Annotated in this window: 16 protein-coding genes; 11 read left to right on the forward strand and 5 right to left on the reverse strand. The window is 35.2% G+C overall.

The genetic code is table 11. The features are described from left to right. The first annotated feature begins 12 nt into the window (after window positions 1-12). Entirely contained in the window at window positions 13-2331 is a 2319-nt protein-coding gene (locus V7P73_RS02190; RefSeq protein WP_333851094.1) for a TonB-dependent receptor domain-containing protein, read from the forward strand. A gap of 10 nt (window positions 2332-2341) precedes the next feature. Beyond that, window positions 2342-2569 carry a putative signal transducing protein gene (locus tag V7P73_RS02195; protein WP_333851096.1) on the forward strand — a complete coding sequence of 76 codons (228 nt, stop codon included), beginning with the start codon at window positions 2342-2344 and terminating at the stop codon, window positions 2567-2569. 52 nt (window positions 2570-2621) lie between these two features. On the opposite strand, the gene V7P73_RS02200 is transcribed toward V7P73_RS02195, so the two are convergent. From V7P73_RS02200 to V7P73_RS02215, 4 genes are all read right to left on the reverse strand, one after another. Continuing rightward, window positions 2622-4967 carry a TonB-dependent receptor domain-containing protein gene (locus V7P73_RS02200; protein ID WP_442896954.1) on the reverse strand — a complete coding sequence of 782 codons (2346 nt, stop codon included), beginning with the start codon at window positions 4965-4967 and terminating at the stop codon, window positions 2622-2624. Window positions 4968-4987: 20 nt separating this feature from the next. After that, window positions 4988-5380 carry a heavy-metal-associated domain-containing protein gene (locus tag V7P73_RS02205; protein ID WP_333851097.1) on the reverse strand — a complete coding sequence of 131 codons (393 nt, stop codon included), beginning with the start codon at window positions 5378-5380 and terminating at the stop codon, window positions 4988-4990. 95 nt (window positions 5381-5475) lie between these two features. Continuing rightward, a complete protein-coding gene (locus tag V7P73_RS02210) occupies window positions 5476-5847 on the reverse strand; it encodes a hypothetical protein (RefSeq protein ID WP_333851098.1) in 372 nt (123 codons plus the stop codon). 87 nt (window positions 5848-5934) lie between these two features. Then, entirely contained in the window at window positions 5935-6816 is an 882-nt protein-coding gene (locus tag V7P73_RS02215) for a DUF4349 domain-containing protein (RefSeq protein WP_333851099.1), read from the reverse strand. A gap of 304 nt (window positions 6817-7120) precedes the next feature. Here V7P73_RS02215 and V7P73_RS02220 point away from each other — a divergent pair, with 304 nt between their 5' ends. From V7P73_RS02220 to tsaB, 5 genes are all read left to right on the forward strand, one after another. Further along, window positions 7121-8479, forward strand: a complete 1359-nt coding sequence (locus V7P73_RS02220) for an acyl-CoA dehydrogenase family protein (RefSeq protein WP_333851100.1) — start codon at window positions 7121-7123, stop codon at window positions 8477-8479. Window positions 8480-8623: 144 nt separating this feature from the next. Continuing rightward, window positions 8624-9067, forward strand: a complete 444-nt coding sequence (gene msrB, locus V7P73_RS02225; RefSeq protein WP_333851102.1) for a peptide-methionine (R)-S-oxide reductase MsrB — start codon at window positions 8624-8626, stop codon at window positions 9065-9067. 70 nt (window positions 9068-9137) lie between these two features. Then, entirely contained in the window at window positions 9138-9887 is a 750-nt protein-coding gene (locus V7P73_RS02230) for an SDR family NAD(P)-dependent oxidoreductase (RefSeq protein WP_333851104.1), read from the forward strand. After that, window positions 9887-10318, forward strand: a complete 432-nt coding sequence (locus V7P73_RS02235; RefSeq protein ID WP_333851106.1) for a nuclear transport factor 2 family protein — start codon at window positions 9887-9889, stop codon at window positions 10316-10318. The genes V7P73_RS02230 and V7P73_RS02235 overlap by 1 nt, the downstream gene beginning before the upstream one ends. A gap of 27 nt (window positions 10319-10345) precedes the next feature. Continuing rightward, the gene (gene tsaB / locus V7P73_RS02240) at window positions 10346-11032 is read left to right on the forward strand and encodes a tRNA (adenosine(37)-N6)-threonylcarbamoyltransferase complex dimerization subunit type 1 TsaB (protein ID WP_333851108.1); all 687 of its coding nucleotides are present in this window, start codon (window positions 10346-10348) and stop codon (window positions 11030-11032) included. A gap of 19 nt (window positions 11033-11051) precedes the next feature. On the opposite strand, the gene V7P73_RS02245 is transcribed toward tsaB, so the two are convergent. Further along, on the reverse strand, window positions 11052-12251 hold the full coding sequence (locus V7P73_RS02245) for a PQQ-dependent sugar dehydrogenase (RefSeq protein WP_333851110.1): 1200 nt from the start codon (window positions 12249-12251) through the stop codon (window positions 11052-11054). 201 nt (window positions 12252-12452) lie between these two features. Here V7P73_RS02245 and V7P73_RS02250 point away from each other — a divergent pair, with 201 nt between their 5' ends. The 4 genes from V7P73_RS02250 (at window position 12453) to uvrB (ending at window position 18823) form a co-directional block, all read left to right on the forward strand. Continuing rightward, a complete protein-coding gene (locus tag V7P73_RS02250) occupies window positions 12453-14888 on the forward strand; it encodes a TonB-dependent receptor plug domain-containing protein (protein ID WP_333851112.1) in 2436 nt (811 codons plus the stop codon). A 117-nt stretch (window positions 14889-15005) separates the two neighbouring features. Continuing rightward, window positions 15006-15377 (forward strand): BlaI/MecI/CopY family transcriptional regulator, encoded by a 372-nt coding sequence (locus V7P73_RS02255; RefSeq protein ID WP_333851114.1) that lies wholly within the window; start codon window positions 15006-15008, stop codon window positions 15375-15377. An 81-nt stretch (window positions 15378-15458) separates the two neighbouring features. Next, entirely contained in the window at window positions 15459-16763 is a 1305-nt protein-coding gene (locus tag V7P73_RS02260; protein WP_333851116.1) for a M56 family metallopeptidase, read from the forward strand. Window positions 16764-16831: 68 nt separating this feature from the next. Then, complete coding sequence (gene uvrB / locus V7P73_RS02265; RefSeq protein ID WP_333851118.1) at window positions 16832-18823, forward strand: excinuclease ABC subunit UvrB; 1992 nt, start codon at window positions 16832-16834, stop codon at window positions 18821-18823. Window positions 18824-18838 lie beyond the last annotated feature (15 nt).

Genomic DNA, 18838 nt, shown 5'->3' on the forward strand with positions numbered 1-18838 from the left:
AACTAATTAGCAATGAAGAACATTTTATTGTTTTTAATCCTCATCTCAACGACTTTTTCCGCTCAACAAAATCTTAAGATTAATGGAAAAATCATTAATTCTGACAAAGAAAAAAATACTTATCCTATTGTAGTTTATCTTTTGGATAATGATAATCAAATACTTAAAACTACAATTGCTCAGGATTCGAAGTTTGAATTTGACCAATTGAAATCAGGCAATTATCATCTTCAGTTGTCATCTGATGAAACGATTCAGAATGAAAAACCATTTTATCTGGAAAAAAATCTGGAGCTTTCAATTGCTTTTGAACCGAAAAGTCAAAAGATTGATGAGGTGACAATCACGGCTAAGAAAAAGACTTTCAAGGTAGAAAATGGAAATATTACTTTGGATGTTGCCAATTCAACACTTAATAAATTACCGACTTCCTCAGAATTATTATCAAAATTACCTTTTGTAATGATGGATGCGAACGGCGAAGGTTTATCGTTTGTCGGAAAAGGGACACCTTTGCTTTATGTTGATAATCAGAGAGTGGATTTTGCGACATTATCTGCAATTTCGGTGGATGACATCAAATCGGTGGAAGTTATCAGAAATCCGTCTGTTAAATATGAATCGGAAGGGAAAGCGGTTATCAAAGTCAATCTTAAAAAGAGCAGAAAAGATGGTACGCAATTGAGTATTTCGGAAACGGCAACTTTTCAGAAACGCTTTAGTAATTATCTGTCAGCAAATTTCCAGCAAAAAAAAAATAAAACCGAGTGGAAACTGAATGCTTCTTATAACCAAATCAATCATTGGGAAAGTAACGGCTTTGATTATCAAGTTCCGAGTAAAAATATTAATTCTGATTACGTTATCAAATCAATCACAAAACGTCCGCAAACTATTTTTGGAGCGAGTTTGTATCAGGAGCTGAACGATGACGGCGATTATTTGACTTTGTCTGTTAATAGCAATTTCAGACCTGACAAAGGCGATAATAATACCAATACTTTTTATTCCGAAAATGGAAATTCTACTCTTGTTAAAACCCTGAATCAACAAGATAGAAAACGTGCGACCATCAATTCTATCTTTAATTATAAAAAGAAAATAACGGATTGGGATGCTGAGATTTTGACCGGATTTCAGTTCAAAAGAGAGAGTGATAATGTGGATTATAGTTTTTTCAATGATACCAATAATTCTGGTTATGAGTTCAATCAATTTCGTCATCAGTTTTATTCTGGAAATGTTTATTCAGGAAGAGTTGATATCGAGAAAAAGCTGAGTGACAATTACAGTTTAGAATTGGGTGGAAGCTATACAAAAGCAGAAACCAACACGAATAATAAAACGACTTATCAGAATAATCAAACTCCTGAATATTATCAATATAAATTTAAAGAATCTAATGTTGCAGGTTATACGAACCTCGCTATTAATGCAAATAAATGGAATATCAATGCAGGTTTGAGAGCGGAAACAACCAATGCGGAAGGTTTTGATGTTATTGAGAATGCCACTAAAATCAAAAGAGATTATCTCGATTGGTTTCCTAATGCAGAAATCAGTTTCAAGCAAAATGACAATTACGATTATACTCTGAATTTCAGAAAAAGTATTTCTCGTCCAAGTTATGGAAATCTGGCGTCAGGCGGTTTATACGGAAGTCCGTATGTTGAATATCAAGGTAATCCGGATTTGGTTCCAACCTACACCAACACGATTACATTTACCACAAATCTGAAAAAAATATCTTTGAACGCATCTGCTTACAACAGCAAAAATCCTTTGGGTTACACTTTGGTTTATGATGAAGAAAGAAATATTTCGAAGTTTCAACCTGTTAATTTCGATAAGGAAATGGGCGTTTCTTTAGGCATTGATTCTCTTTTTCAAGGAAAAAAATGGACTTCTCAAAACAGTCTTTCAGTCAATTATGATAAAGTAGAAGATTCTTTAGCTGTGCTTAAAAAATCTACACCTTATGTTTATTTTTCGACCAATAATACGGTCAATGTTTGGAAATATCTATCAATCCTGCTGGATGGTTCTTACATCACAAAACGTGTGGAAGGTTTGTATGAAAACAATGCGATGTGTCTCGTCAATCTTGGGATGACATCTTCTATTTCCGATTTTGATTTTACTGTTCGCTACAATGATGTTTTCAACCAAATGAATTATATCCAGAAAATGACTTATAACAGAATGAATTCAACTGGCACCTTTTTTGGAAATACGCCAACGATATCTTTTGCAGCAAAATATAACTTTGGAAAATTGAAAAAATCCAATTACAAGGAAAATGCTGTCAACGAAACGTCGAACAGGTTATAATCAATGAATTATGGAATTAATTACACTCAAGATTTTCAACACAGAAATCGAAGCCGAAATGCTCAAAGTCTTCCTGGAAACCAATAACATTGAAACTTTTGTTTTCGGAAATATTTTAGCCAATACTTACAATTTGTTCAACAATACAAGCGGTGGCGTTCAGCTGAAAGTCTCAGAAAATGACTTCGAAAAAGCGAATGAATTGATGACCGAATTTTATAATAAAGACAATCAGTAAAAGCAAAAACCTCATCAATTGATGAGGTTTTTTTAATAAATGTTTTAAATCTTTAAAACTTAAAATCCACACCAACATAGAAATTCTGTTTCATAATCGGCGCGTAAACCATTCCTCCATCAAAGTAATTTCCGAATGGATTAGCTGAGTCAAGAATCGCAACTTTCTGCTGATAACCGGTTAAGTTTTCTCCACCCAAATAAACTCTGATTTTCTCAGAAAAATTTCTTGAAATTTGAGCATTCAAAGTCGCATAACTTGGTGAATAATCGCCTAACTGAAATTCTGCGGGATTCGATTTTGTGTTTGGAAGTCTTTGTTTTCCAACTAAATTTAATGTTGTGTCAAAGCTCCAAAATCTGCCTTTTTCAGTTTTATTGGTTGAATAAGCTAGGTTTGCGAATCCACGATGTTTCGCCATAAAAGGTACTTTTTTCAGTCCGCTCAAATAATCCAAAGCCACATCATAATATTTGTAAGCTACTCTGAATTCCAGATTTTTCACAGGCTGAAAATCCCATTGCGTTTGGAAACTATTCGCAAACGATTTTCCTTCAAGATTATAGAACAAAATTTTCTGTGCAGATTCATCCAAATCTGTCACAACTTGATTTTGGAAATCTGTTCTGAAAAAATCGGCTAAAATGGTTGATTTTCTTCCAAACAATTTGAATTCCTGTTGCAAACTTACTCCATAATTCCAAGCGATTTCAGGCTTCAAACCGTAGATTTCACCACCATTATTGATGATTTGGATTTGACGATTCGATGCAAAATAAGACTGACTTTCTGCAAAGATATTCGCAGTTCGGAAACCTCTTCCAGCCGAAATTCTGAAAATCGTTTTTGGAGTTAAATCATATTTGAAATTCATTCTCGGCGTAAACTGTGTTCCTGCAAGATTGTGAAAATCAACACGAGCGCCTGTTACTAAAGTGAATTTTTCGCCTGTCAAAGTATATTCTGCAAACAATCCGGGAACGGTTTCGGTTCTTTTGTAATTGTCCAAAAGATAATCTTCATCGTATTTGTCATACAAAAAACTCACACCGACTTTATATTTGTTGTTTGTATTTCCGATGATACTTTCGAAAATCAAATTAGAATAATAAGACGTTTCTTTCCCAAAATAATTTCTCAATCCGAAAAAACTATCTTGCTGATGATAAGTCAATTGATTCATCCAACCCAAACTTTGATAGGGTTTGCCTTTGAAAACATAACCTGTTTTATTCCATAACTGAAATCTAGAAATATCAATTCCAACACCATAAAGCGATTGGTCTTTCTGCGGAATTCTTTTGTTAAATCCAATTTGTCCTGCTGTTCTTTCGTCTTTCAAATAATTAATTCCGAAATGCGAAGCAAAACCAGAGTTCTCCAAATCATTGTAATTCAACAAATAAGCTACATTCAGTTGACTGCCTTTTGGTCTGTCAAGAAAACCGTCATCGTTCATATCTGTATCGCCAAAAGTTCCGTTTCCGTGGAGCAAAACACTTTGGGTCCATTTGTCAGAAATTGGAGAAGTATGAGTTACATTCGCTTCAACACGTCCGTTGTTATCAGAAAACAAATTGATTTCTGTTTCCGATTTTTTATCGTCATCGTGTGTTTTCAAAAGTTCTGTATTAATTTGCCCCGTGATACTTTCGTAACCGTTAACGACCGTACTTCCACCTTTTGTTAGTTGGATTCCGCCAATCCATTTTCCGGGAATGAAATTCAATCCATAAGGTGAAGCCAATCCACGGATTTCCGGCAATTGTTCCTTGGTCAAAAGTGTATATTTTTGGTCCAATCCCAGCATTTTCAATTGCTTAGTTCCCGTAACCGCATTACTGAATGAAACATCCACAGTTGCGTTGGTTTCAAAACTTTCGGAAAGATTACAGCAAGCCGCTTTCAACAATTCTTTGGAACTGATATTGAAAACCAATCCCGCTTCTTTTTTGCTGATAGCTGTCGCTTCTTTTTCTCTAGTCAGTTTTACACCTTCAATCTGATTGGTTTTTTTATCAGAATCTGAGTGATGTTCAAGCGTGTCATTCGGTTTTTCAAAATCAGAACCTCTTGTATATAAACAACATGTAGGCAGATTTTTGTAAGCATCTTCCGGCGCTTTATATTTCTCGTTGTCGTGACCAACTTCAGCGATTTGTTTCAGGATGTCATCACATTTCACTTTCGATTCGTCAAGCGTCATTGTCAAAGTTTGATTATCTGCAGTCCAGTTGGCTGTTTGTGCGCCGGCTTTCATGGCTGCTTTTTCTATTCTGGCTTTGCACATATTGCAATTTCCTTTTACCAAAAACTGTTCTGTAATGGTTTGCGCGAATGAAAATATTGAACAAACGAGCAGGACAGAAAACATAAGTTTTCTACTTAAATAATTCATCGTCAAAAATTTTAAATTAATTACTTAAGCTTGCAGACTTGTTTTTTATCAGCATTTTTTGCTAATTTTTTGCTGTTGTCGGGACGGTCGTACTGGCAACAAGAATCCAATTCGTCATAGACTTTGTCCGATGCACGGAACATTTCGTTGTCGTGACCAACTTCTGCAACACTTTTCAAGATTGCTTTTTTGTCAGTTTTGGAAGCGTCATAACTCACAGTCAAGACTTTTTTGCTCATACTCCAGTCAGCTGATTTTACATTTTTATCAGCTTTAACAGCAGTTTCGATGCGTTCTTTGCACATTCCGCAGTTGCCTTCTACTTTAGCTTTGAAAGATTTGGTTTGAGCAGAAAAATTTGAAAATAGAAATATGGAAAGGAATAAAATTCCTGATTTTATGATTGTATTCATTTTGATTAATTTTAATTGTTTGATAATAATGTCTTTGTGAAATCGCAAACCGAATTGTCAGTCTGAGACTCTCGAAGACATTTAAATAAAAAAAATTAACCCAATTTAGGCGGTTGCCAGATATTGAAAGACCTTGCTAAAGGTGATTGAGAATAATAAGAAAATGGATTGTTGATTTCGAAAACCAACGTTTTCAGTTTGTTGTCGAAATTATTCAGAACGACAGAAAAAACAAATCCCGAACTGCAGGTTTTGCAAGTCGTGCAATTGTCTTTGCAGTCTTTTTCTTTTTTGGAATCGTGATGGCAAGAATCTGATTTTTTCTCATCCTTTTTGCAACAGTCAGAATTGTCTTTTTGAGCTTCACAACAAGAACTCTGAGCAACTTGAGCATTAAAATTCTGCTTTGGAAACACAAAAATTCCCAAACAGAAAATCATTAATATCAATTGAAACTTTCTCAGCATCGTTTTGCAAAATTAGGAAATAAAAATTACATACAATTTGTCATTCCGTAGGAATCTCAACGGCTAGATTCCTACGGAATGAAAAAATTATGATTTTACAGCAGTTTTTCTTCTTCTCAAAAAGAAAAATACCAAACCTCCAATCAAAACAATCGGCCAGATAGAAATCAGAAAAACACAAATCAGCTGAATCAAATAAAATCCTTCCACAAAAGCATTTTTTACATCATAGAAGAAATTGTATTTGTACTCGTTATCAATGTTTTTGGTGTTGATGATTGGGATTTTCGCAACACTCGTTTTCGGTTCTTGGATGAAAATATCAACTGTTGAGAACTTCAGATTATCAGCAAGAATCTCATCAGAATATTTCTGAATATTCGCGTCCGACATATTCTTGTCATCAAGATTAACTTTATCTTTTCCTGCTTTCAGTTGAGAAATATTGGCTTTTGTTTTCGCTTGTCTTTCAGATTCCATTTTTGCCAATCGGATTCCGGCAGAAACATCTTCCGCAGAAATAATTCTGGAATTAAGAAACACTTTTTTGTCATTAATGAAAGTCAAAAACTCACCCAATTTCTGAGTCGGAACTCTTACCTGCATCCTGTTATGATTCTGGAATTTTCTAATCAAAATCGCCGATTCATCCGACGTATTGTAAGTATTTTCCGACAAAGTCTGCGCTTCCATTTTGCTCTCGGTCACAAATCCACCGATGGTCTGCAACTGCTTCTCAATCGAGATTGTCGCGTCATAAACATCCTTCACTTCCATATCCACTTCCGCAGTTCTCACAAATTGTCGGTCTTTTACATTTTGAGTCGCAGCCATAGAAATACTGTCCGAAACGGACGTGCTGTCAACAACATAATCTGCAGATGCATAAGCAGATTCTACCATTTCGCTTTTCTTACAAGCAAACAAAGTCAAAGCAAGTAAACTGATTGATAAAAATTTAGTTTTCATAATAGATTATTTTAGAGATTAATATTTTTATTTGGGCAGCTATTTCCGCTCAAGTCGGGCTACGGGTTTCGGCATTCCAAATTCCGCTTAGACAATCAATCGAAACTGCCTATTCCAAAATTGATAATTAAGATGAAAGCTATTTTGCAAATCAATCCGAAACTATTTGTAAAGAGAGTTAATGTTTTAACTATCTGATTTTGAATTTTTTGTAAAACTAATTTTCAGAGAAAAAGATGCTGAATCAACATTTGTAAAATTGTTTTAGGAATATTCTTTGCATTCTACAAGAAAATAGAAACGTATGAATAGTACTGTCTCCAAAATAAAAGGAATTTTCAATCTCCTAAAACACATTGATATAGATCAAATCTCCAAAATTTCTCAAAAAGTCGACCTTCCAAAACTGATGGACCAATTCTCAAAATTGGACGAAAATCAAATCAAAGGTTTAACAAAAATGCTCGATTCTTCAGGCAAGAAAAAAGAATTGCCACCTATCAACGGCGACTTTTATGAACTGCATATGAAACTGACTGAAGAACAAAGAGCAATTCAGTTGAAAGTCCGAGAGTTTATGGAGAAAGAAGCAAAACCTTTGGTCAACAGATATTGGCTCACAGACGATTTCCCACATGAACTCATCCCAAAATTCAAAAAACTGAATCTCTGCGGTGTCACTTACGAAGGCTACGGTTGCCCGAATTTACCTTTCCTGATGGAAGGCGTCATCGCAATGGAAATTGCTAGAGTTGATGCGTCATTGGCAACATTTTTCGGTGTGCAATCCGGATTGTCAATGGGTTCCATTTATATGTGCGGTTCCGAGGAACAAAAACAAAAATACCTTCCAGCAATGCAACAATTCGATTTGATTGGTGCATTTGGATTGACTGAGCCGGAAGTTGGTTCGGGAGCAGCAGGAGGATTAACCACAACCTGCAAAAAAACAGAAGGCGGCTGGATTCTGAACGGACAAAAAAAATGGATTGGAAACGCCACTTTTGCGGATGTCATTATTATTTGGGCAAGAGATTTAGATGATAATCAGGTCAAAGGTTTTATTGTTGAAAAAGGAACAGAAGGTTTTTCGGTTGAAAAAATCAAAGGAAAGATGGCACTTAGAATTGTCCAAAACGGATTGATTACAATGAAAGATTGTTTCGTGGCAGATTCTCAGAAAATGGAACACGCCAACAGTTTCAAAGATACCGCAAAAGTGCTTCAAATGACAAGAGCCGGTGTTGCTTGGATGGCGACAGGATGTGCAAGAGGAGCTTATGAAAGCGCTTTGGATTATACCAGAAAACGTAAACAATTCGGGAAACCGATTGCTTCTTTCCAATTAGTTCAAGGGCATTTGGTAGAAATGTTATCTAATTTAACCGCAATGCAGACCTTAGTTTTCAGATTGTCAGAAATGCAGGATGCCGGTATTTTGAAAGACGAACACGCATCGCTAGCAAAAGTATTCTGCAGTTTAAGAACACGTGATGTTGTGGCTCAGGCAAGAGAAGTAATGGGAGGAAACGGAATTCTTTTGGAACACGATGTTGCCCGCTTCGTTGCCGATGCAGAAGCGATCTATTCTTATGAAGGAACCAAGGAAATCAACTCTTTGATTGTTGGTCGGTCGATTACGGGAATGAGTGCGTTTGTTTGATAACTTATGATAATGAAATTTATCAATGGATTTCGTAAATTTACAATAATGAAAAAAATATTTTTTCTAATATTAATGAGCTTATTTTAGCAACAATGTGCGCAGAAAAAAGTTGATTTAACCAAACCCCAACAACATACGAAAATGGAAGATAACACACACGCCAACAATCCTTATTACTCAAGAACAGACAAAACAAAATTGAACGTTTCTAACGAAGAATGGAAAAAAATTCTTCCGCCAGAAGTTTATGCCATTGCTAGAGAAGCTAATACAGAATATCCCTTCACAGGAAAATATAATGAATTTGATGAAGTTGGAGAATATTATTGCGCAGTTTGCGGAAACCATTTATTCCGTTCAAGTTCCAAATTTGCAAGCACTTGCGGATGGCCAAGTTTCTTTGAAGCAGACAAAGACGGTGTGATTTACAAGCGAGACTCATCTCACGGAATGGAACGGATCGAGGTTCTTTGTAAACGATGCGAATCTCATTTAGGACACGTTTTCAATGATGGACCGCCACCAACAGGAACTCGATATTGTATGAATTCGGTTAGTCTGGATTTTCAACGAGATAATAAATAAATCAATCCCGAATAATTCGGGATTTTTCTTTTTTATGACTTAATTTTGTATCACTAAATCTAATTTAAAATTGAAAACAATATTCATCACCGGAGCCACTTCCGGAATCGGAAAAGCGACTGCGATTTTATTAGCACAACAAAAAAACAGATTGATTCTTTGCGGAAGAAATCAAAACGTTTTGGATGAACTTAGAACCGAATTATCAAAAGAAACCGAGATTTTTAGTTTAAGTTTTGATGTTAGAAATTCTGATGAAGTTTTTTCTGCAATTAATTCACTTCCTGAAAATTGGAAAAACATCGATGTATTGATTAACAACGCCGGAAACGCTCACGGACTAGACCCAATTTCTGAGGGAAACATTGATGATTGGAACGCAATGATGGATGGAAACGTGAAAGGTTTACTGTATGTTTCTCAGCCGATTATCAAACTAATGAAAGAAAAAAGAAACGGACAAATTATTAATATCAGTTCCGTTGCAGCGAGACAGACCTATGCTAATGGAGTCGTTTATTGTGCTTCCAAAAAAGCTGTTGATGTGATTTCGGAAGGAATGAGAATTGAGTTGACAGAATTTGGAATTCGTGTGACGAATATCCAACCAGGAGCTGTGGAAACGGATTTTTCCAAAGTGAGATTCAAAGGTGATGATGAGAGAGCTGCGAATGTCTATGCTGGTTATGAGCCTTTGGTTGCGGAAGATATTGCGGATGCAATTGCTTACTGTATCAATGTTCCGGAAAGAGTTTCGGTTTCTGATATGACGATTTATCCGAAAGCTCAAGCCGAACCGAGAACGATATACAGGAAATAATGAAATCGACTTTAAGTTTTATATTTCTAGTTCTTTTTGTCTTCGGATTTTCTCAGACTTATTCCAAGAAAGAAAAAGCATTATTGATTCAGGTTTCAAAATTGGATTCTTTGATGGAGAATAATGATTCTAAGATTTTGGAATTGTTTTCTGATGACGTTTCTTTTGGACATTCCAACGGCTGGATTCAGAATAAAGATGATTTCAAAAAAGATTTCGAATCCGGAAAAGTAAAATATCAATCTGTAAAACATACGGATTTAAAGGATTTTAAAATCAAAGATAAATTCGCAAATGTCAGAAGAATCATTGCTGTCAAAGGACTTTACAAAAACGAAATATTCGAAATGAAATTGTCTGTCCTCGAATTCTGGATTCGACAAAAAGGAATCTGGAAGTTGTGGAGCCGGCAAAGTGTGGGTTTGAAATAATTCTTCCTTAATCCTTACATTTGCAGAATGAAAATCCTCCACATAGAAACCTCGTCCAAAAACTGTTCTGTTGCCATTTCTGATGGCGAAAATCTGCTTTGCCTTTGCGAAGAAGTTTCTGATAATTACAAACAATCCGAAAGTCTTCACAGCTTTGTAGAATGGGCTTTGGAAGGTGCAGAAATTTCTTTGAAAGATTTGGATGCAGTTTCTTTGGGAAAAGGTCCTGGATCTTACACAGGTCTTAGAATTGGAGCGGCTTCTGCCAAAGGTTTTTGTTATGGTTTGAAATTGCCTTTGATTGCTATTAATTCTTTGGATTCTATGGTTGAGGAATTTATCAATCAAGGTTTTGAATTAATCATTCCTTTGATTGATGCCAGAAGAATGGAGGTGTACACTGCTTTTTTCGACGGAAAATCCGGCGAAATGATTGCTGAAACTGAAGCTAAAATTCTTGATGAAACTTCTTTTTCAGAATTGATTGATAAGAAAGTTCTCTTCATTGGAGACGGTGCAAAAAAAGCGCAGGAAATTCTCAATCTTCCGAATGCAGAATTCAAATTTGATATTTATCCATCAGCAAAAGGTTTGATTAAAAAATCTGTTGAGAAATTCAATCAGAAAGATTTTGAAAATGTCGCTTATTTCGAACCTTTTTATCTGAAAGATTTTCAAGGAATCAAGAAAGCGGATCGCATAAAAAAATCCTGAGTTAATCAGGATTTTGTGTTTATTTTTTAGAAATTTTATAGAGTTTTCCGCTATCGGTAATTCCATAGAGATTGCCGTCCAATCCATTCAAAACATCTCGGAATCTTTCTTTTTGGTCCAATAATAATCGTTCTTCACCAACCACTTTATTGTCTTTGATGACAATTCTGTTGATATGTTCGCCACTTAAACATCCGATGAAAAGATTGTTTTTCCACTCCTCGATATTTCCGGTGTAGAATGTGACACCACTTGGAGAAACCACGGGATCCCAATAATATACGGGCTGTTCTGTTCCAGCTTTCTGCGTTGTTCCATTATTGATTTTTTCTCCAGAATATTCAATTCCATAAGTGACATCGCCCCAACCATAATTTTTTCCAGCTTGTATCAGGTTGATTTCGTCTCCGCCTCTTGGTCCCATTTCGATATCCCAAAGCTGCCCCTTTTCATCCAAAGCCAAACCTTGCGGACTACGGATTCCGTAGGCGAAAATCTCAGGTTTATAACCCTCTTTTCCTAGGAATGGATTTCCTGGCGCTGGTTTTCCGTCTTTGGTGATTTTAAGGATTTTGCCTAGATAATTATCCGTTTTCTGAGCATAAACTCTGGTTTGTTTGTCAGAGCGTTCTCCTGTGCTCACAAAAAGATTTCCATCGTTGTCAAAAACCAAACGACTTCCATAATGTTTATCGCCATCATAAGTTGGAGTTGCGCGGAAAATTACTTTAACGTCAGAAATTGTTTTAAAATCAGAAGATAATTTACCTTTTCCAACAGCGGTGTGATTTCCGCCCTCATAAGGTTCAGAAAAACTGAAATAGATTATGTTATTCGTTTTAAAATCTGGATCCAAGGCAACGTCTAACATTCCGCCTTGTCCTTTGGCATCTACTTTTGGAAAGCCATCGATTTTCGAGACTTGTTTTCCATCTGCAGAAACGACATTCATAAATCCAGTTTTTTCAGTAATTAAAAATCTTCCGTCAGGCAAATTGATAATTCCCCAAGGTTTACCAAGAGAAGTATTCAAAATTTCAACATTGTAAGGTGTTGTAGTTTTTACAGGTGTTATTCTGGTTTGTCCTGCAAATGCAGGTTTGTAATCGGTATTAGCTTTTTCCTCTTTTGCAGAGACTTTGCTGGGTTTTCCTTTGCCCTGGCACGAGAAAAATGTTACGACTAATGAAAGTAGAAATGGAAGTGTGGATTTTAACATAATATTTATTTTCTGTTTGGAATGGAAAAATAATGCCAGTAAAATCCTCAAATAAATAAGGAAAATTTATTTTTATTTTAAATAGTCTATGTTTTTAATAGGTTGAATTGTGTTATTTGTTATTTATTTTATAAAACACTGTTGTTTTTTGCATTTAATTAATATAAAAATTATATTTTTGATTGTAAATCCCTAAATAATATGAAAATCAAAAAAATAAGCGTTGTGTTCTTTTTGGGTGCAAGTTCACTTTATCTTGCTCAGACAAAAGACAGTATTTCAGAAGAAATGGCTGTTGATGAAGTTACTATTATTGGAACTCGGAATAAAAATAGAACAGTTACAAATACACCTGTTCCTGTTGATGTGATCGATCTGAAACAAGTCAGTCAATCTACAGGTCAGGTAGATGTTAATCAGCTTTTACAGTTTGCTGCGCCATCTTTTAATTCTAATAAACAGTCTGGCTCAGACGGGGCTGATGCTGTAGATCCAGCGACTTTGAGAGGTTTGGGTCCTGATCAGACTTTACTTTTGTTGAATGGAAAAAGATACCATCAATCTTCTTTGGTTAATCTTTTCGGAACCAGAGGAAGAGGTAATTCGGGATATGATATGAATACGATTCCTGTTGCGGCAATAAAAAGGGTAGAAATTTTAAGAGATGGAGCTTCTGCACAATATGGGTCAGATGCCATTGCAGGTGTCATTAATGTTGTTTTGAATGATAGGAATCATGGATTTGAAGGAAGTGCTTTTTACGGTGCTAATCTTTTCAAAAGTCCAGGAAATAATGATGTGGTTTCGGATAAAAAATTGGATGGAAATACGTTTGATTTCAGTGGAAATCTTGGAACCAAAATAGGAAATAACGGAGGCTTTGGAAATTTTACTTTTGAAATCATTAATAAAGATTATGCAATAAGGAATGCAAATCCGGATAAGTTTGATGCGCCGAGACAGCGTTTTGGAGATGCCAAATCCAATAATATCTTTTTCTTTGGTAATGTAGAAGTTCCTCTTTCTGATAATTTGAAATTCTATTCCCAGCCAGGTTTTTCTTATCGTAATACACATGCATACGCCTGGACAAGGTCTGCAGATGCTGACGGTAATATCCCGGAAATCTATCCAAATGGTTTCAATCCTGTTCAGAATACAAAAATATCCGATTTTACTTTTGATAATGGTCTGACGTTTAAACTTGGAAATTGGGATCTTGATTTTTATAATGCTTTTGGAAATAATAGATTTATATACCAAATTGATAATACAATCAATGCTACGTTGGGAGTTAATTCCCCAACAAGCTTTGATGCAGGCGGACATTCGCTTTTACAAAATACAACGGGAATAAGCGCTAGCAAATCTTTTGATTTTTTGGAAGGATTCAATCTTGCTATGGGAACAGAGTTCCGGTATGAAAAATTCAATATCATAAAAGGAGAAGAGGCTTCTTATGCAATGTATGATGTGAATGGAAATTTGGTAACGACTGAGACAAACCCTGATTTATTGGTTGTTAATCCATTGTCTGGAGATGTGAGACCTGGCGGATCTCAAGGTTTTCCAGGTTATTCTCAACAAGTTGGAAAAAGTAGAAATAATTTTGCCGCTTATATAGATACAGAGCTTGATATTACAAAAAGTTGGATGATAAGTGCAGCTGGAAGATTTGAAAATTATAATGATTTTGGAAGTACAATCAATGGAAAATTTGCAACAAGATATGCGATAACGCCGCAATTTGCATTCAGAGGATCAATATCTACAGGTTTCCGAGCGCCATCATTGGTTCAAAAATATTACAGTTTACAGTTTACTAATTTTCAAGGAGGTAGTCTTGTGACCGTTCAGTTAGCATCTAATGACAGTGCACTTGCAAAAGAAGTTGGGATCCCGGAGTTGAAACAAGAAACATCTACAAACGGAAGTGCCGGTTTTACATTCAATAGTGGAAAATTTACCGCAACTATAGATGGTTATTATATTAAAGTAAAAGACAGGATTGTGTTGACTGGAACATTTGATCAATCAGATGATGCCATTGGATCAATTTTAACAACCAATCATATTGATCAGTCACAGTTTTTTACTAATGCTGTAGATACCAAAACAAAAGGAGTTGATTTGATTCTCTCTTATAACACAGGTTTAGGATCTGGAAAATTGACAGCTACACTTGCTGGGAATTATAATGAAATGGAGATTACAGATGTTCATACCAGCGGTAAACTTGTAGGTAAAGAAGATGTTTATTTGAGTGCCAGAGAAAGGGCTTTTATTTTGGCTTCTGCTCCTAAAACAAAGATTAATCTAAATCTAAATTATAAAATCCAAAAATTCAATGCTAATCTACAATTGGTAAGATTTGATAAATTGACTTTAGTAGGTTATAATGGGCCGGATGATTATCAAACTTATACACCAAGAGTGACCACAGATTTTTCTCTAGGTTATGATTTCACAAAAAATTTCTCTTGGATTGTTGGAGGAAAAAATATTTTCAACAGATATCCTACATTACAATACGGAGCAGTTTCCGATGGTAATACAGAGTCCGGCGGAATCTTCGATCCTGTGCAGATGGGGTTTGCAGGTAGACAGATTTTCACAAGAGTTACCTATAAATTCTAAACATAACTAACTACTTCTATTAAAAGGATTCAAATTTTTGAATCCTTTTTTATTGGAAAAATTTGTTCATTCAAATTTTAATTCTACATTTGTAGAACAAAATATAGTATTGTAGAAATGAACGAACAAAAACTAACAGAAACTGAAATTATCTTAATGGAAATCCTTTGGAAAAAAGAAAAGGTTTTTATGAAAGATATTTTGGAAGAATATGCTGAACCAAAACCTGCGTCAACAACCATTGCAACGTTGTTGAAAAGAATGCAGAATAAAGATTTGGTAGGATACAAACTTTATGGAAACTCAAGAGAATATTTTCCAAAAGTAAAGAAAGAAGATTATTTCCAAGGCGAAATGTCTTCCATGATTGACCGTTTTTTTAATAACTCTGTAAGCCAGTTTGCATCGTTTTTCACATCGAATGCAAAATTGTCTCAGAAGCAATTGAAAGAACTACGAGACATTATTGACAAAGAAATAACAGACTAAATGTTAACCATTATTTTCAAAATAATCCTTTGTTCATCATTGCTGATAGGGATTTATTATTTGTTTTTGCAAAGAGAAAAAATGTTCCGTTTCAATAGATTTTATCTTTTGTTTGCCTTGGTTTTTTCTTACGTGATTCCGTTTGTGAAAATTAATTTACCCGCGATTTCAGAACAGAAGAATGAATTGATTTTTGACGAAATCCAAACTCAACAATTGATGCAGACAACAAATCAAGTTTCTGATTTTGATTGGATGAATTTGATTGTTCCGATTTATATTTTAATATCAATTGGTTTGATTATCAGAATTATAATTTCAATTAGAAAAATTATTAATCTGAAAGGAAAAGAGATTAATTATCAAAATCAGAAAGTGAAATTAGTTGAGAAAAATCTGCCTCCGTTCAGTTTTTGGAACAAAATCTATCTGAACAAAAGTTACTTCCAAAATCAACAAATAGATAACAGAATTTTCCAACACGAGAAAACACATATTGTTCAGAAACATTCTTTGGATATCATTTTTCTTGAGATTTTGAGAATCATTTCTTGGTTCAATCCGGCTTTATATTTTTACAAAAAAGCAATAACAGATAACCACGAATTTTTGGCGGATGAAAGTATTATTCAACAAAAAAATAATGTGAAAGATTATCAGACTTTGATTCTTTCCGAGATTCTCCAAACACAAAATTTAAACCTGACACACCAATTCAATTACAATAACACCAAAAAACGATTTATTATGATGACAATTAAAAAGTCAAAATTCGAAAAAACAAAAAAAATAGTCGCAGTTTCTGCCTTTGCAGGGTTGAGTCTTTTGTTTGTTCAAAAAGTTTATGCTCAGAACAACAAAGAAAAAAATGCTGTAGCTGTTCTTACAAAAGAAAAAGATTATACAGAATCTCAAAGAAAAATGATGGTAATGTATAAAGCAGAATTGAAAAAAAAGAGGGAACCAAGAGGATATGATTATGCTGAAAAAGTCATAATGGATACAATTCCTTCTAATAAAAAAGTGAAGGTGAGAAAACTTAAGGAAAACGAATTACCAATTCCACCTCCGCCACCGCCTGCCAGTAATATTACAGCAGCACAGTTTCCGGAAGGTCTAAATGGTTTGAGAAAAGGAATTGCTGAAGCTTTTGATTCATCAGCTTTAGAAGGAAAAGGAACTATTACATCCAATCTTTACATTACCATCGATGAGAATGGAAAAACAACTGATATAAAGGCAGAGGGAGAAAATAGAAAGTTTAATGATGAAGCTATAAAAGCGATAACTATAGCGACAGCTAATAAATTATGGAAACCTGCAACAGAAGAAGGAAAAGAAGCCGCAACTGTTTTCAAACTTCCAATCACGATGAATTTCCAATAGAATTTCTTTATCATTAACATCAAGCGTTTCGCATTCCGAAACGTTTTTTTATTTCGTATTTTTGTTAAATGGATTTCAAACTTCAATCAGAATATCAACCCACTGGAGACCAGCCTCAAGCGATTGAGAAATTGGTAGAAGGTATCAATATTGGCGAAAAATATCAAACTCTTCTCGGAGTTACAGGTTCCGGAAAAACCTTTACCGTTGCCAATGTTGTTGCTAATGTTCAGCGACCAACTATTGTTATGGCGCATAACAAGACTTTGGCGGCTCAGCTTTTTATGGAATTCAAAGAGTTTTTTCCTGATAATGCGGTTGAATATTTTGTAAGTTATTACGACTATTATCAGCCAGAAGCTTTCATTGCATCAACCAATACTTATATCGAAAAAGATTTGAGTATCAACGAAGAAGTTGAAAAGCTAAGACTTTCTGCGATTGCAAGTTTACTTTCCGGACGACGAGATGTTTTGATTGTGGCTTCGGTTTCGTGTATTTATGGTGTAGGAAATCCAAGTGAATTTAATAAGTCACTCATTACAATCGAAAAAAACGAAAAATTATCCCGAACAAGATTACTTCATCAGCTAGTTAGTGCATTGTATTCTAGAGCGCTTAACGATTTTCAACGAGGAACTTTTCGTGTAAAAGGTGATGTGATTGACATTTATCCAGCGTATGCCGATACAGCGATTCGGATTCAGTTTTTTGGAGATGATGTAGAGAAAATTCAAAGTTTTGACCCAGTTTCCGGAAATGTAATTTCGAATTTTGATTTGATTAATATTTATCCGGCCAACCTTTTTGTAACAACACCTGAAACGATGCAAAGTGCGATTCGCCAGATCCAGGATGATTTAGTAAAACAGGTTGATTTTTTCCAGGAAATTGAAAAACCATTGGAAGCCAAACGTTTGGAAGAGCGTACCGAACTCGATTTAGAAATGATTCGTGAATTGGGCTATTGTTCAGGGATTGAGAATTATTCTCGTTATATGGACGGACGTTTGCCCGGATCAAGACCTTTCTGTCTACTCGATTATTTTCCGAAAGATTATCTGATGGTGATAGACGAAAGTCATGTTACCATTCCTCAGGTTCACGCGATGTATGGAGGTGACCGAAGTAGAAAAGAAGTTTTGGTAGAACACGGATTCCGTTTGCCTGCTGCGATGGATAATCGACCATTGAAGTTCAATGAGTTTGAGGATATGCAGAATCAGGTGATTTATGTTTCGGCAACGCCTGCAGATTATGAATTGGAAAAATCCGGCGGAACTTATATTGAGCAAATTATTCGTCCAACAGGACTTCTGGATCCAGTTATCGAAGTTCGTCCAACAATGAATCAGATTGATGATTTAATTGAAGAAATCCACAAAAGAGTAGAGCTGGACGAAAGAGTTCTTGTGACGACTTTAACCAAAAAAATGGCGGAAGAACTGACCAAATATTTTACAAAAGTTGGAATCCGAACAAGATATATTCATTCTGATGTGGAGACTTTGGAAAGGATTCAGATTATGCAGGATTTGCGTCTAGGATTGTTCGATGTTTTGGTTGGTGTCAATCTTTTGCGAGAAGGATTGGATTTACCAGAAGTTTCCTTAGTTGCGATTCTGGATGCTGATAAGGAAGGAATGTTGCGTTCCAGAAGGTCGATGATTCAAACGGTTGGTAGAGCTGCGAGAAACCTGAATGGACGAGCCATAATGTACGCTGATAAGATGACGAAATCTATGCAGGCTACGATAGATGAAACCAATTATCGTCGTGAAAAGCAGATGAAATATAACGCTGACAACGGCAAAGTTCCACAAGCTTTGAATAAAAAAATCAGTGAAAACCTTGTGGGAAGAAGCAAAGATTTCCCAGATGAAAAATATACTCAAAAACAAATATTACAGGAAGTTGCGGAAACCAAAGCCAGTTATGGAAGCGATGACATCGAGAAGATTGTAGAAGCTAAACAAAAAGAAATGGAAGCTGCAGCGAAAAATCTTGATTTTATAAAAGCTGCGAAATTAAGAGATGAGATTGCTGCTCTGAAAGCATAAATAAAAATGTTGGAA

The organism is Epilithonimonas sp., assembly GCF_036780765.1.
Taxonomy (GTDB): domain Bacteria; phylum Bacteroidota; class Bacteroidia; order Flavobacteriales; family Weeksellaceae; genus Epilithonimonas.

What these genes read in the sequence shown, in the direction of transcription:
- V7P73_RS02190 (WP_333851094.1), top strand. Translation starts at nt 13, where the DNA reads ATGAAGAACATTTTATTGTTTTTAATCCTCATCTCAACGACTTTTTCC.
- V7P73_RS02195 (WP_333851096.1), top strand. Translation starts at nt 2,342, where the DNA reads ATGGAATTAATTACACTCAAGATTTTCAACACAGAAATCGAAGCCGAA.
- V7P73_RS02200 (WP_442896954.1), bottom strand. Translation starts at nt 4,967, where the DNA reads ATGAATTATTTAAGTAGAAAACTTATGTTTTCTGTCCTGCTCGTTTGT.
- V7P73_RS02205 (WP_333851097.1), bottom strand. Translation starts at nt 5,380, where the DNA reads ATGAATACAATCATAAAATCAGGAATTTTATTCCTTTCCATATTTCTA.
- V7P73_RS02210 (WP_333851098.1), bottom strand. Translation starts at nt 5,847, where the DNA reads ATGCTGAGAAAGTTTCAATTGATATTAATGATTTTCTGTTTGGGAATT.
- V7P73_RS02215 (WP_333851099.1), bottom strand. Translation starts at nt 6,816, where the DNA reads ATGAAAACTAAATTTTTATCAATCAGTTTACTTGCTTTGACTTTGTTT.
- V7P73_RS02220 (WP_333851100.1), top strand. Translation starts at nt 7,121, where the DNA reads ATGAATAGTACTGTCTCCAAAATAAAAGGAATTTTCAATCTCCTAAAA.
- msrB (WP_333851102.1), top strand. Translation starts at nt 8,624, where the DNA reads ATGGAAGATAACACACACGCCAACAATCCTTATTACTCAAGAACAGAC.
- V7P73_RS02235 (WP_333851106.1), top strand. Translation starts at nt 9,887, where the DNA reads ATGAAATCGACTTTAAGTTTTATATTTCTAGTTCTTTTTGTCTTCGGA.
- tsaB (WP_333851108.1), top strand. Translation starts at nt 10,346, where the DNA reads ATGAAAATCCTCCACATAGAAACCTCGTCCAAAAACTGTTCTGTTGCC.
- V7P73_RS02245 (WP_333851110.1), bottom strand. Translation starts at nt 12,251, where the DNA reads ATGTTAAAATCCACACTTCCATTTCTACTTTCATTAGTCGTAACATTT.
- V7P73_RS02250 (WP_333851112.1), top strand. Translation starts at nt 12,453, where the DNA reads ATGAAAATCAAAAAAATAAGCGTTGTGTTCTTTTTGGGTGCAAGTTCA.
- V7P73_RS02255 (WP_333851114.1), top strand. Translation starts at nt 15,006, where the DNA reads ATGAACGAACAAAAACTAACAGAAACTGAAATTATCTTAATGGAAATC.
- V7P73_RS02260 (WP_333851116.1), top strand. Translation starts at nt 15,459, where the DNA reads ATGTTCCGTTTCAATAGATTTTATCTTTTGTTTGCCTTGGTTTTTTCT.
- uvrB (WP_333851118.1), top strand. Translation starts at nt 16,832, where the DNA reads ATGGATTTCAAACTTCAATCAGAATATCAACCCACTGGAGACCAGCCT.